The sequence below is a fragment of the Nocardia sp. NPDC056611 genome, assembly GCF_042792755.1.
Classification (GTDB): Bacteria; Actinomycetota; Actinomycetes; order Mycobacteriales; family Mycobacteriaceae; genus Nocardia.
In genome coordinates this window covers 208,957-221,964 of the sequence record NZ_JBHTVV010000001.1, presented here as the reverse complement: position 1 = coordinate 221,964, position 13,008 = coordinate 208,957, and the positions used below count along the sequence as shown (strand labels likewise).

Annotated in this window: 15 protein-coding genes; 9 read left to right on the top strand and 6 right to left on the bottom strand. The window is 69.6% G+C overall.

All coding sequences use genetic code 11. The features are described from left to right. Positions 1-131: 131 nt before the first annotated feature. Both ACFRAQ_RS01160 and ACFRAQ_RS01155 read left to right on the top strand, forming a co-directional pair. Positions 132-911: an acyl-[acyl-carrier-protein] thioesterase gene (locus ACFRAQ_RS01160; RefSeq protein ID WP_379092417.1), complete on the top strand. Its 780-nt coding sequence runs from the start codon at positions 132-134 to the stop codon at positions 909-911. 176 nt (positions 912-1,087) lie between these two features. Then, positions 1,088-1,843: a hypothetical protein gene (locus ACFRAQ_RS01155; protein WP_379092414.1), complete on the top strand. Its 756-nt coding sequence runs from the start codon at positions 1,088-1,090 to the stop codon at positions 1,841-1,843. A 145-nt stretch (positions 1,844-1,988) separates the two neighbouring features. On the opposite strand, the gene ACFRAQ_RS01150 is transcribed toward ACFRAQ_RS01155, so the two are convergent. Then, a complete protein-coding gene (locus ACFRAQ_RS01150) occupies positions 1,989-3,656 on the bottom strand; it encodes an FAD-dependent oxidoreductase (RefSeq protein ID WP_379092411.1) in 1,668 nt (555 codons plus the stop codon). 229 nt (positions 3,657-3,885) lie between these two features. On the opposite strand from ACFRAQ_RS01150, the gene ACFRAQ_RS01145 reads away from it, so the two are divergent. Continuing rightward, the gene (locus ACFRAQ_RS01145) at positions 3,886-4,377 is read left to right on the top strand and encodes a SixA phosphatase family protein (protein WP_379092408.1); all 492 of its coding nucleotides are present in this window, start codon (positions 3,886-3,888) and stop codon (positions 4,375-4,377) included. A gap of 25 nt (positions 4,378-4,402) precedes the next feature. Here ACFRAQ_RS01145 and ACFRAQ_RS01140 read toward each other — a convergent pair whose 3' ends face one another. Next, positions 4,403-4,606: a hypothetical protein gene (locus ACFRAQ_RS01140; RefSeq protein ID WP_357091136.1), complete on the bottom strand. Its 204-nt coding sequence runs from the start codon at positions 4,604-4,606 to the stop codon at positions 4,403-4,405. Between the two features lie 129 nt (positions 4,607-4,735). On the opposite strand from ACFRAQ_RS01140, the gene ACFRAQ_RS01135 reads away from it, so the two are divergent. Further along, positions 4,736-5,188 (top strand): MerR family transcriptional regulator, encoded by a 453-nt coding sequence (locus tag ACFRAQ_RS01135; RefSeq protein ID WP_379092404.1) that lies wholly within the window; start codon positions 4,736-4,738, stop codon positions 5,186-5,188. 3 nt (positions 5,189-5,191) lie between these two features. Beyond that, complete coding sequence (locus ACFRAQ_RS01130) at positions 5,192-6,202, top strand: aldo/keto reductase (RefSeq protein ID WP_379092401.1); 1,011 nt, start codon at positions 5,192-5,194, stop codon at positions 6,200-6,202. Between the two features lie 75 nt (positions 6,203-6,277). Here the strand turns inward: ACFRAQ_RS01130 and ribA are convergent, their stop codons facing one another. After that, positions 6,278-6,898, bottom strand: a complete 621-nt coding sequence (gene ribA, locus ACFRAQ_RS01125; protein WP_379092398.1) for a GTP cyclohydrolase II — start codon at positions 6,896-6,898, stop codon at positions 6,278-6,280. 165 nt (positions 6,899-7,063) lie between these two features. On the opposite strand from ribA, the gene ACFRAQ_RS01120 reads away from it, so the two are divergent. Genes ACFRAQ_RS01120 through ACFRAQ_RS01110 form a run of 3 tightly spaced genes read left to right on the top strand, consistent with a single transcriptional unit; the run spans position 7,064 to position 8,870 of the window. Then, positions 7,064-7,519 carry a carboxymuconolactone decarboxylase family protein gene (locus ACFRAQ_RS01120; protein ID WP_379092395.1) on the top strand — a complete coding sequence of 152 codons (456 nt, stop codon included), beginning with the start codon at positions 7,064-7,066 and terminating at the stop codon, positions 7,517-7,519. Positions 7,520-7,522: 3 nt separating this feature from the next. Next, the gene (locus tag ACFRAQ_RS01115; protein ID WP_357091126.1) at positions 7,523-7,843 is read left to right on the top strand and encodes a GNAT family N-acetyltransferase; all 321 of its coding nucleotides are present in this window, start codon (positions 7,523-7,525) and stop codon (positions 7,841-7,843) included. A 40-nt stretch (positions 7,844-7,883) separates the two neighbouring features. Next, on the top strand, positions 7,884-8,870 hold the full coding sequence (locus ACFRAQ_RS01110; protein WP_379092392.1) for a pirin family protein: 987 nt from the start codon (positions 7,884-7,886) through the stop codon (positions 8,868-8,870). 3 nt (positions 8,871-8,873) lie between these two features. On the opposite strand, the gene ACFRAQ_RS01105 is transcribed toward ACFRAQ_RS01110, so the two are convergent. Beyond that, positions 8,874-9,713 (bottom strand): helix-turn-helix transcriptional regulator, encoded by an 840-nt coding sequence (locus tag ACFRAQ_RS01105; protein WP_379092389.1) that lies wholly within the window; start codon positions 9,711-9,713, stop codon positions 8,874-8,876. Positions 9,714-9,883: 170 nt separating this feature from the next. On the opposite strand from ACFRAQ_RS01105, the gene ACFRAQ_RS01100 reads away from it, so the two are divergent. Then, positions 9,884-10,891 carry an aldo/keto reductase gene (locus ACFRAQ_RS01100; protein ID WP_379092386.1) on the top strand — a complete coding sequence of 336 codons (1,008 nt, stop codon included), beginning with the start codon at positions 9,884-9,886 and terminating at the stop codon, positions 10,889-10,891. Between the two features lie 2 nt (positions 10,892-10,893). Here the strand turns inward: ACFRAQ_RS01100 and ACFRAQ_RS01095 are convergent, their stop codons facing one another. Together ACFRAQ_RS01095 and mqo are read right to left on the bottom strand one after the other, a co-directional pair. Beyond that, complete coding sequence (locus ACFRAQ_RS01095; RefSeq protein WP_379092383.1) at positions 10,894-11,370, bottom strand: PaaI family thioesterase; 477 nt, start codon at positions 11,368-11,370, stop codon at positions 10,894-10,896. 130 nt (positions 11,371-11,500) lie between these two features. Beyond that, positions 11,501-13,006 carry a malate dehydrogenase (quinone) gene (gene mqo / locus ACFRAQ_RS01090; protein ID WP_379092380.1) on the bottom strand — a complete coding sequence of 502 codons (1,506 nt, stop codon included), beginning with the start codon at positions 13,004-13,006 and terminating at the stop codon, positions 11,501-11,503. Positions 13,007-13,008 lie beyond the last annotated feature (2 nt).

Sequence of the window (13,008 nt, the reverse complement as noted above, 5' to 3'; positions counted from 1 at the left end):
ATTCCTTCGACTCGGCGCGAACGGGTACCGCGAGCCCCGTAGAGTCATGTCACCGACTTCGGTCAGCAGGCGCCGCACCCCCGGCGCCGCTGGATAGACATGCGGCACACCGTGCAGCGCGAGGAGCACCAGTGTCACTCGATGAGCCACTCGCCCCGCTTCCCCAGGAGGGCATGGGCTTCGTTTCCGCGTGGCCGGTGCGAGCCGGCGATGTGGACCCGTATCAGCGGCTGCGATTCGACGCCACGGCCCGCTACCTCCAGGACATCGCCTGGGAGGAAATGCAATCCGGCTTCTTCCACCGCACCGATCCGGCCTGGATCGTGCGGCGCACGGTGGTGGACGTGGTCCGGCCCGTGCACTGGCCGGACCGGGTGGAGCTGCGCCGCTGGTGCTCGGCCATGTCGACCCGCTGGACCAATATGCGGGTGCGCATCACCAGCGACAACGGCGGTCTGATCGAGACCGAGGGCTTCTGGATCAATATCAACGAGTTCACCAATATGCCGACCCGGATCAGCGACGAGGGCCTGGCCGAACTCGCCCGCACCACCGATGAGCACCGGCTGCGCTGGCGGCCCTGGCTCACCGACCCCACCCCGCCGGAATCGGATGTGGACCTGCCGTTCCCGGTCCGCGCCACCGATATCGACCAGTACAACCACGTGAACAACGCGGCCTACTGGCAGGCGGTGGAGCAGTACCTGGTGGATTACCCGAAGCTGCTGGCCGGGCCGCATCGCGCCGTCATCGAGTACGTGGCGCCGGTGCTGGCCCGCCAGCATGTGAGCGTGCGCAGCCGGTACGAGCCGGGCGACCGGGCCGGGCATCCCGCCTCGCTGCGGCTGTGGTTCGTGGTGGGCGGGGTGACGACCACCGCGGTGCGGATCGGACCGCTGCCCGGCGCCTGAGCCGGCCCCGGCGGCGGGCGCGTTGCGCAGCTGCGCCGCGGTGTCACAACTGCGAAATCGATTGACCTCCGGCGACATTCCCCGCGTCGCGATGCGTTCGCTGACCGTTTGCCTGCGACACTGAGCGGCAGGTCGATCGCCCAGGGGTGGTGATCGGGGACAGGAGATCGTTCGGCATGCGATTCGCTCACATCGCGCTGCTCGTGGCCGCGCCCGCGCTGGTCGTCGGGATGACGGCCTGTGGCAGTTCCCAGGATTCGTCGAAGAACACCACGTCGACCACTGTCGCGGCGAGCGGCACCACCGCGCCGGGCGACACCACCATCGAGCGTCCCGGCCCGACGCACCCGCCGGTGCCCACCACCCAGACCGCCGCCGATGTCGATTGCGGACCGGTTACCGGAGCAAACGGCCAGAGCGCCAACGTGATCGCCTACGCCAGCTCCGGCGGCGTCCCCGGCTGCACCGAGGCCATCACCGTCGCCACCCGCTACGTGCAGGCCACCCGCACCGGCGACGCCGCCCAGGTGGACGGCTGGACCTGCCGGCCCCAGCCCGACGCCGCGGTCCCGCACCTCTGCTTCAAGGAGGGCTTCCTGATCGGCCTGCGCGGCGGCGCCGCCCCCAACCCGCCCGCGCCCCCGACCACCACGCCCCCGCCGACCACCACCAGCGAGGCCCCGATCGCGGACGCCAACTGCGGCACCGTGACCGACGCGGGCGGCGGCACCCGCACCGTCATCGCCGTCGGCACCCCTGCCGGCCGGGTCGGCTGCACCGAGGCCATCAACGTGGCCACCAAGTACGTACGGCAGGTCAGCAACACCGATGTGGCCACCATTGACGGCTGGTCCTGCAACGCCGTCCCCGGCAACCCCGCCGTCCCGTCCATGTGCGCCAAGGATGGCCTGGTCATCAACCTCGGCAATTGAAACCCGTACCCACGAAAACGACTGCGGCCCCACCCGATTCGGGTGGGGCCGCAGTGTCATGGCGCGAGGCCACCAATGCTCTGAGAGCGCACGCCTGGTATCCCTCGGGGTTCGGGGCGGAGCTCTGGGAGTCCCGAGAGTTGGGTTACCCCTTGGCGGCCTTCAGCAGGTCCTCGACGCTGGTGAACTTCACGCGGGGGCGGCCGGCGGCCTTGCCCGCGGTCTTCTCGGCGGCGTCGATGGCCTTCCAGCCCTCGCGGCCGATCTGGTCGGGCTGACGCTCGGCGAGCAGCGCGTCCAGAGCGGCCCGGTCGCCCTGCGGGGCGGCCAGCTTGCCGTTGGTGTAGTCCTCGATGATCTGATCGACGGTCTCGGTCGAGTCGACCCGGTTGGAGCCGATGACGCCGCGCGGGCCGCGCTTGATCCAGCCGGAGACGTACACGCCCTGAACCGGGTTGCCGTCGGCCAGGACTCGGCCCTTGTCGTTCGGGATGACGCCGTTGGACTCGTCGAACGGCACGTCCGCGACCGGCTCGCCCTTGTAGCCGATGGAGCGCAGCACCAGCGACGCCTCCAGGCTGCCGGTGCGGTCCGAGGCGCGGGCCACGGTGCGGCCGTTCTCCTCGACCAGCTCGTTGTGCACGTACTCCACGCCCTCGGCCTTGCCCTCACCGGTGACGGCGGTGGGCGAGACCAGGTAGCGGAACACGATGCGCTTGTTGTCCGGGTTGCGGGCACCGGCGGCGTATTCCTGGGCGAGGGTGTACTTGAGCTGCAGCGAGGGCTCGACCTCGGGGCTGTCCAGCTCGGCCTGCGAGGCCGGGTCCAGGACCAGGTCCTCGGGGTCGACGATGATGTCGACGCCCTTCAAGTGCGCCAGCGCCAGGAACTCCGGCGAGGTGTAGGCGGCCTGCAGCGGGCCACGGCGGCCCAGCACCACGACCTCCTTGATGTTGCTGCGGCGCAGCGCATCCACGGCGTGGTCGGCGATGTCGGTCTTGGCCAGCTCGTCGGGGTTCACGGTCAGCACGCGGGCCACGTCGAGCGCCACGTTGCCGTTGCCGACGATGACGGCGCGTTCGCCGGACAGGTCGAACTCGCGGTCGGCGAAGTCCGGGTGGCCGTTGTACCAGGCCACGAACTCGGTGGCGGAGTGGCTGCCGGGCAGGTCCTCACCGGGGACGCCGAGGCGGCGGTCGGTGGCCGCGCCGACGGCGTAGATCACCGCGTGGTGGTGGCCGAGCAGTTCCTCGTGCGAGATGTGCTTGCCGACCTCCACGTTCAGCCGGTACTGCAGCGCCTCGCGCCGGAAGGCCGACTCGAACAGGTTGGCCACCGACTTGGTGCCCGGGTGGTCCGGCGCGACGCCCGCGCGCACCAGGCCGTACGGCGTGGGCAGCCGGTCGAACAGCTCCACCTCGACGTCGGCGCGGCGCAGTAGCTCCTCGGCGGCGTAGCAGGCCGCGGGGCCGGCGCCCACGATGGCGACGCGCAGCGTGCCCAGCTCCTTGGGCGCGCGGGTCGGGGCGACCAGCGGCTCGAAGTTGGACTCCAGCGGGTGACGCTGGAAGTAGGCGGCGTTGATATCGCGGAACCGCCCCAGCGAGGCGAGCAGATCGTCCTCGGAGAAGATCGCGTCGACCGGGCAGGCGTCGACGCAGGCGCCGCAGTCGATGCAGGTATCCGGGTCGATGTAGAGCTGCTCCGTCGTCGCGAACTCGCGTTGCTCGGGCGTGGGACGAATGCAATCGACCGGACACTCGGGTACGCAGCTGGCGTCGTTGCAACAACGCTGCGTGATCACATAGGCCATATCTCGCAGATCCTCGAAACTGTCGCGTGGTGCTACTCCGCTCGGGGTTCGAGCAGGGTCGGTAGAACACGTTCTAATATAGGCGGCATTCCAACGGGTGTCGGCACAGCTGTGTGCCGCCAACCACCAGTGTGCCTCGAGTGTGAGCAGTGTCTCGCGGCGGCACCTGGCACGCACCGCTGTGAGTCCGGTCTCCGGGCTCCGCTCGAGGACACCTACCGTAGTGCGTATGGTGCGGACTCTCATCCTGATGCGGCACGGCAAGTCCGGATACCCCGAGGGCGTGGCCGACCACGACCGCCCCCTGGCCCCGCGCGGGCGGCGCGAGGCGGCGCTGGCGGGCGAGTGGCTGCGCGCCACCCAGCCGGAGATCGACGCCGTGCTGTGCTCCACCGCGACCCGAACCCGGGAGACGCTGGCGGCCACCGAGGTCACCGCGCCGGTGTCCTACGAGACGTCGATCTACGAGGCGTCCCCGCACACCCTGATCGAACTGGTGCAGCTCACCGATCCGGGCGTGGAGACCCTGCTGCTGGTCGGCCACTCCCCCGGAATGCCCTGGACCGCATGGGAATTGGCGGCCAACCGGAACTCCGGTCCGGCCGGGGAGATGAGCGAGAAGTTCCCCACCTCGGCGCTGGCCGTGCTCGAATTCGACCGGCCGTGGGCAGACGCCGACCCGGGCACGGGTGAGCTGGTGCGTTTCCACGTGCCGCGTTAGCCGCCCGGGCCGGGCGGGCTCGGGCTCAGCCGAATAGCTTGCCCTTCCACACCACGACTCCCGCCATGATCAGCAGGAGCAGCAGCGCCCAGCCGAAACCCGCGAGCGCCCACACGACACCGAGCACCGCCACCACCGGCAGGACGGCGATGGCCGTGATCACCGGCTGTTCCTTGGCCGTCTCCAGAGCCGATCGCGCTCTGATCCGATCCATGTCTTTTCCAGGCATGCCCCCAGGGTAGGCCCGGAATCGGCCGATTCGCCGACCGTTCGAATCTTCGCGCTCCCAGCCCTTGCTTGGAGTGCACTCCAACCCAGTAGCGTCGATACCGGGGTTCGGCACAGGAGGGCGAGACCGATGAACGCAGCACCGGCGGCGAGCGACACCGTGGACTTCGAGCGACCGCGGTATTCGATCGGCGAAGCCTCCGAGCACAGCGGGCTCACCCGCGACACGCTGCGCTGGTACGAGCGCATCGGGCTGATGGACTACGTGGATCGCGACCATTCCGGTCAGCGCCGCTTCAGTGACCGCGACCTGCAGTGGCTCGCGTTCATCGGCAAGCTGCGCAGCACCGGCATGTCGGTGGCCGACATGGTCCGCTACGCCGAGCTGGTGCGCGAGGGCGACCACACCTTCCCGGAGCGCCTCGCCATGTTCCGCCGGACCCGCGAGGAGGTGCTGGCGCAGATCGAGGAACTCCGATCGACGCTGGTGGTCCTCGACCGCAAGATCGCGCTCTATCAGAGCGGCCCGGTCTGCGCACCACCGCCGGTCCGGGCGAAGAGCAGTGCAAACCAAGGGGATTGAGAGATGACCAGCACAACGGCGCTGCCCACCACCGCGCTCGGGACCACCCGGGTCGGCGCGCAGGGCTACGGGGCCATGGGGATCAGCGAGTTCTACGGCCCGACCGACGCCGCCGAGGCCCGGGCCACGCTGGAGCGGGCCCTCGAACTGGGCGTGACGCTGTTCGACACCGCCGACATGTACGGCAGCGGCCACAATGAGGAGTTCGTCGGCGAGTTCGTGCGCGCACACCGCGAGACCGTGGTGCTGGCAACGAAATTCGGCCTGGAGCGCCGCGCGGACGACCCCGGCTTCCGGGGTATCAACAACTCGCCGGAGTACATCCGCGCGGCCGTGGACGCCAGCCTGGGGCGGCTCGGCATCGACGTGATCGACCTGTACTACATGCACCGCAAGCAGGACGGCGTCCCGATCGAGGAGACCGTCGGCGTGATGGCGGAACTCGTGGCGGCGGGCAAGGTGCGGCAGCTGGGGCTGTCCGAGGTGACCGGCGCGGAGCTGCGCGCCGCGCACGGCGTGCACCCGATCGCGGCGGTGCAGTCGGAGTGGTCGCTGTTCTCGCGGGACGTGGAGCGGACCGTGGTGCCCGCGGCGGCCGAACTCGGCATCTCGTTCGTGCCGTATTCGCCGCTGGGACGGGGCTTCCTGTCGGGCGCCCTGCCCGCCACCGGCGAGCTGGCGGAAGGGGATTTCCGGCGGCGGCACCCGCGCTTCTCCGGTGCGAACGCGGTGAGCAACGCCGAATTGCTGACCCCGCTGCGGGCGATCGCCGCGGCCCGCGGTCTCACGCCCGCACAGGTGGCGCTGGCCTGGGTGCATGCCCGGGCGCAGGTCCACCAGCTGCCGGTGGTGCCGATTCCGGGCACGCGCAGCCGCGCCCGGATCGCCGAGAACGTCGCGGCCGCGACGGTGACGCTGACCGCGGCCGAACTCGCGGAGCTCGACGCGATCGCGGATCGGGTGGCCGGAAATCGCTACGCGGACATGAGCTTCGCCTCGGCCGGCCGCGAATAGTCCCGCCACGCAAGCGAACCAGGGCCCCTCGCGTATTCGCGAGGGGCCCTGGTCGTTCCGGATCAGCCGATCCGGTCAGCCCACGAGGCGGATGGTGTGGCCGGTGTGCTCGGCCTTCGCCCGCAGGTAGCGGAGGTTACCGGGGTTGGCGTGGACGCCGGTCGGGACGGTGTCGCGCACGGTGACGCCGAGGGCGGTGAGCTGCCGCACCTTGTCCGGGTTGTTGGTGAGCAGGTCCAGCTCGCCGACGCCGAGCGCGGTCAGCATCTGGGCGGCCGCGGTGTAGTCGCGGGCGTCCTCGTCGAAGCCGAGGGCGGTGTTGGCCTGGTAGGTGTCGAGGCCGTCGTCCTGCAGGGCGTAGGCGTCGAGTTTGTTGTAGAGGCCGATGTCGCGGCCCTCTTGGCGCAGGTAGAGCAGGACGCCGCCGGTCTCGGCGATGCGTTCCACGGATTCGCGCAGCTGCGGCCCGCAGTCGCAGCGGGCGGAGCCGAAGACGTCGCCGGTGAGGCATTCCGAGTGCAGCCGCACCAGCGGCGTGGCGGCGTCGAGGTCGGGTTCGCCGAGGATGAGGGCGACGTGCTCGCGGCCGTCCTCGAGACCGTCGAAGGTGACCGCCTGCGCGGTGGTCGAGTAGCCGTCGGCGAAGGCCAGCGGGATCCGCACCCGGGTGCGGACGCCGGCGAGGCTGCTGCTCATTGATTGCTCCAGAGACCGAGGACCGTGTCGTCGATTGGTGAACGACGGATGCGGGCCGGTTATTTCACGGCGGTCCGGAATGACCATTTTTCAGACGAGAAGGCACGGTTCACCTTCTCGGCTTACGATGCAGCCACTATGCAGTCACCTGTTACACATGACCGAGTGTGGATCGACAAGCAGTCGCCCGAGATCTTCCACGCGCTCAACGGTGTCGCGCTCGCGGTGCGGAACGCCGCCGCGGCAGCCGATCTGGACCGGGCCGTCATGGAATTGGTGAACGTGCGGGTGTCCCAGCTCACCGGTTGCCCGTTCTGCCTCGACCTGCACACCCGCGCGGCCCGCGAGGCCGGCGTCACGCAACAGCAATTGGATGTGCTCCCCGGCTGGCGACGCAGTCCGTATCTGTTCACGGAACTGCAGCAGGCGGCGCTCTCGGTGGCCGAGACCGTCACTTCGTTGCCGGATGAGGAAAGCATGGGGCGTGAGTATGCTGCTGCGCGGCAACATTTGTCGGATGACCAGATGTCCGTTCTCATCTGGGCTGCCACCACTATCGGCGCGTTCAATCGAGCGTCGATTGTGAGCAAACATCCGGTGCGGGTGCGGAAGGAGAACTGAACAATGAGCGAACAGGCCGTGGCGGCTACAGTCGTTCGTAACGACGCGCAACACCGGTACGAGGTGTGGTACGGGAATTCGCTCGCCGGATTCAGCGAGTACCGCGAGCGCGACGACAACGACACCACCTTCATTCACACCGAGGTGGATCAGGAATTCAGCGGCAAGGGCCTGGCGAATCTGCTCGCGCAGGAGGCGATCAAGGATGTGATCGCCCGCGGCCGCACCATCGTGGCGCGCTGCCCGTTCATCAAGGGCTGGCTGGACAAGCATCCGGAGTTCGACGAATACGTGGTAGGCAAGGGCATCAAGCGGGATCGGTGAGCCGCGTCGAACGGAAAAGCTGAGCTAGGGAGGTGCGGGTGTGAGTGATCTGGAGCCGCGGCCGGAGGAGTCGCTGTGCGAGTCGTCGGGCCGTCCGGGACCGCGGGCGGAGTTCTTCCCGGCCCGGGAGGTGCCGCTCGGCGGCGTCCGCGGGGTGACCGTGTTCCGGTCGCTGCCGCAGCGGGATCTGCCGACGGTCGGCGCGTGGTGCTTCCTGGACCACTTCGACGGCGCGTCGGAGGCCAACCCCGAGGGCCACGACATCGACCCGCACCCGCACATCGGATTGCAAACCGTCACTTGGCCGCTGGACGGGCGGATCCGGCACCGCGACAGTGTGGGCTCGGATGTGGAGATCGCGCCCGGCCAGCTCAACATCATGACCTCGGGCCACGGCATCGCGCACTCGGAATACCGGGTGCCGGGCCATGTCTCGGGGCACGGACTACAGCTGTGGGTGGCGCTCCCGGGTGAATCCCGGGATATCGCACCGCATTTCGAGCAGCATCGGGAACTGCCCGCCTTCCGGGCGCCGTCGATCGAGGGCACGGTCCTGATCGGCACGCTGGACGGGGTCACCTCCCCGGCCACCGCGTACACCCCGATCGTCGGCGCGGACCTGCGTGTCGCGGCCGGAGCCGACACCGCGCTGCCGCTGAACCCGGCGTTCGAGCACGCGGTGCTGGTGATCGAGGGAGCGCTGAGCCTCGACGGCACGGTGGTCGAGCCGGGCAGCCTGTTCTACCTGGGCAGCGACCGGGACGCGATCCGCGTGCACGACACCGCGGGCGCGCACATACTGCTGCTCGGCGGTGAACCGTTCGGCGAGGACCTGGTCATGTGGTGGAACTTCGTGGCCCGCAGTCACGAGGAGATCGAGCAGGCCCGCAACGACTGGGAGAAGCACGATGTCGGCCGGTTCGCCGAGATCGCGGGCCACACGCCCGAACAGCGGATTCCCGCTCCCCCGCTGCCGGGACTGCATCTCAAACCCCGCAAGCGGCGCTGCGGCGTCCCCCACGAGTAGGAATCAGCTGCCGGTCATCGACTGGGTTCCGATGACCCGCAACAGATCCAGCTTGTCCTGGGTGTCGGTACCCGGCGCGGGGTAGTAGATCAGCACGTGCCGGGTGGCGCTGGGGGTGAGCAGCGGCTCGCAGATCAGTTCCAGCACACCGACTTCCGGGTGGATCATGCGTTTGACGAGCCCGGTGCCGGTGCCGACCTCGTGTTCGTGCCACAGCCGCTCGAATTCCGGGCTGGCGGCGCGCAGCCGGGCCACCAATTCGGTCACGTCGGCGTCGCCCGCGCGGCGGGCGGAGACCGCGCGCAGGTCGGCGACGTGCTTGTGGCTCATGACTTCCCAGTCCTCCGGCGGGAAGATGGCGCGTGAGCCCGGCTCGGTGAACCAGCGCCACGGAATGCAGCGGTCCAGGCCGCGCCGCCGCGAGTAATCCCCGGACAGCAGGGTGTGCATGCGGTTCTGCACCAGCACCTCGCCCAGGTCGGAGATGACCACGGCCGGGGTGTCGTCCAGTTTGGACAGCACGTGCAGGATGCCGGGCCCCACGTGGCTGTCGCCGCCGCGGGCCGGGGCCTGATGTCCGGACAGATGGAAGAGGTGGTCGCGTTCGCTGTCGGTCAGTCGCAGCGCCCGCGCCAGCGCGGCCAGCACCTGCACCGAGGGCCGCGGCCCGCGCCCCTGCTCGAGGCGGGTGTAGTAGTCGGTCGACATGCCCGCGAGCAGGGCCACCTCGTCGCGGCGCAGACCGGGCGTGCGGCGGCGGGCGCCCGGCGGCAATCCCACGGTCTGCGGTTGCAGCTGCTCACGGCGTCGGCGCAGGAAGTCGGCCAGCTCGGTTCGATCCACCTCACCACTGTCCCCCGTCCCCGGCCCGGTAACCAGGTATCGGCAGTCCCAGCCTGGGCGCGCGGATTCATCCACAGCCGTCCACAGCCCGGCCCGGTAACCAGGGATCGCCGATCCCTGGATCAGCGCTCCTCTCCCGCGCTCCCGGGATCGGGCGCAGTGTTGTTCCCATGACCACGAACCTCAGCACCGTCCAGCTCGGCAAGACCGGGCCCGCCGTCTCCCGTATCGCCCTGGGCGCCATGGGGATGTCGGGCATGTACGGGGCGGCCGACGACGCCGTCTCGATCGCCACCGTGCACGCGGCCCTCGATTCCGGCGCGAACCTCATCGACACCGGCGACTTCTACGGCATGGGCCACAACGAACTGCTCATCCGGCGGGCGCTGGCCGACCGCAAGCGGGAGGACGTCCTGCTCAGCGTGAAATACGGGGCGCTGCGCGGCCCGGACAACAGCTTCGGCGGCGTCGACACCCGGCCGGCGGCCACCAAGAACTTCCTGGCCTACTCGCTGCAGCGCCTCGGCACCGACTACGTCGACATCTACCGGCCCGCGCGGCTGGACCCGAATGTCCCGATCGAGGAGACCATCGGCGGGCTGGCCGAGCTGGTCCAGGCCGGGTACATCCGCCACATCGGCCTGTCCGAGGTGGGCGCGGAGACGCTGCGCCGGGCCGCGGCCGTGCATCCGATCGCGGATCTGCAGATCGAGTACTCGCTGATCTCACGCGGCATCGAGGCCGAGATCCTGCCCGTCGCACGGGAACTCGGGATCGGCATCACGGCGTACGGGGTGCTCTCGCGCGGCCTGCTCAGCGATTCGGTGCGGGCCGGGCAGCAGTTCGCGCCCAGCGACTTCCGCGCCCACAGCCCGCGCTTCCAGGGCGAGAACCTCGACGCCAACCTGCTGCTGGTGGACGCGCTGGGCAAGATCGCGGCCGAGCGCGCGGTGAGCGTGGCCCAGCTGGCCATCGCGTGGGCGCTGTCGCGCGGCGCCGACATCGTGCCGCTGATCGGCGCGCGGAAGCCGGAGCGCTGGGCCGAAGCCGTTGCGGCGGTGGATATTCGGCTGTCCGAGGACGAGCTGGCCACCATCGAGGCCGCGGTGCCCGCCGACCGGGTGGCGGGCGGGCGCTACGCCCCGGCACAGATGGCCATGCTCGACAGCGAGCGCTGAGACTATGTGCGGCGCGGCCGGATGACGGCGGTGAACGCGGCGCGGGCCACGGGCTTGCCGGTGATATCGGCGATGATCACCGGCACCTCCAGCTCGATCTCGGTGCGGGACTCGATGTTCGCGCGGGTCTCGGCGATGGTCTCGGGCGTCAGTTCGGCGGTGCCGGTGAACGGGCCCTCCTGGCCCTTGGCGCGGGCCAGGTATTCGATGCGGCCGTCGCGGGCCACGATGAAGGTGTCGCCGAGCAGGTCCACGATGCCGGAGATGGACGCGCCCATGGCGGCGGTCTCGGCCAGGCCGAACAGCAGAGCCGCGTGGATGTCGCCATTGTGGTTGAAGTGCTCGGGGCGCGCGGCCATGCTGACCACGCTGCGGCCCGGGCCGTATTCGACGCTCTCGATGCCCGTGAACTGGATGAAGCCGAGCTTCTTGAAGCCCGCCATCACCATGTCGCCCATGGTCGCATTCGCGCTGTCCATCGCGTCTCCCGCCGATCAGAATTGAAACCTGTTCCAATTTCATACCGGGCGGGCAGCGCCTTTGTCCACGGCGGTCCGCGACCGAGGCCCGGCAGTTTCCTGCCGGATCAGCCCACGACTCCCTGAAGAATCAGCCCACCACCCGGCCCGCCAGACCCAGCGCCTCCGCGGTCCGGGCCATGGTCTGCCGGGCCAGCCGCGCGTCATCGGCCAGACTGTGGCCCAGCGTCGGCATCAACTCCCGCAGCCGCGGCTCCCAGATCCGGGCGTAGCGCGGGAAGCAGCGCTGCAGCACCTCGAGCAGCACCACCGGCGCCGTCGACGCGCCCGGGCTCGCCCCCAGCACCGCGGCGATCGACCCGTCCTGTGCGGCCACCACCTCGGTGCCGAACTCGAGCACCCCGCCGCGTTCGGCGTCCGGCTTCACCAGCTGGGCGCGCTGCCCGGCGGTGATCAGCGACCAGTCCTCGGCGCGCGCCTCGGGCACGAACTCGCGCAGTGCGGCCAATTTCTTCTTCCGGGTCGAGGCCAGCTGCCCGGCCAGCAACCGCAGCAACTCGGTATTCGCCTTCAACATGGCCGCGATGGACCCGGCATTGCCCGCCCGCAGCGAGGCGGGAGCGTCGAGCAGCGAACCCTGTTTCAGGAAGCGGGGATTCGCGCCCGCGTACGGCCCGAACAGCAGGGCGCGTTCCCCGTTCACGATGCGAGTGTCCAAGTGCGGCATGGCGATCGACGGCGCGCCCGACAGCGCCTTCCCGTACACCTTGGCGTCGTGCCCGGCCGCCACCTCAGGATTGTCGCAGCGCAGGAACCGGCCGCTGACCGGCAGCAGCCCGTAGCCGTCCGCCTCGGGAATCCCGGCCTTCTGCAGGATCTTCAACGCCCAGCCGCCCGCGCCCGCGAAGACGAAGCGGGCGTCGGCCTTCCGGGTGAGCCGGTCGTTGTCGGTGCGCCAGTCCACCCGCAGCTGCCAGGTGCCGTCATTGTTGCGGCGCAGTCCGCGCACCTCGCAATTGCGGTGGATCTCCACGTCCTGCCAGCGCAGCCAATGGAACAGCTGACGGGTCAGCTCACCGAAATCGACGTCACTGCCGGTGATATCGCGGGTGGCGGCGATCGGCTCGCCGTCGTCACGGCCGGTGGTGAGCAGCGGGGCCCATTCGCCGATCACCGCGGGATCGTCACTGAACTTCATATTCGCGAAAAGGTGATGCGCGGACATGGTTTCGTGGCGGCGGCGCAGGAAATCCACCTCGGTCTTGCCGCGCGCCAGCGTCATATGCGGGACCGGATTGATGAAGGTCTCCGGATTGCGCAGAATCCCCGAGCCCACCAGCGACGCCCACAATTGCCGGGTCAGCTGGAACTGTTCATTCAGCGCGAGCGCCGGCTCGATATCGATGGAGCCGTCGGGATTCTCACCGGTGTAATCGAGTTCGCACAGGCCCGCGTGCCCGGTGCCCGAATTGTTCCAGGCCGCCGACGCCTCGGCGCCGACCTCCGGCAATCGTTCGTAGACCCCGATGGTCCAGCTGGGTTCCAGATGCTTGATCAGCACCGCGAGTGTCGCGCTCATGATGCCGCCGCCGATCAGCACGACGTCGTAGGGACGTAGCGGCAGTTGTGTTCTCATCG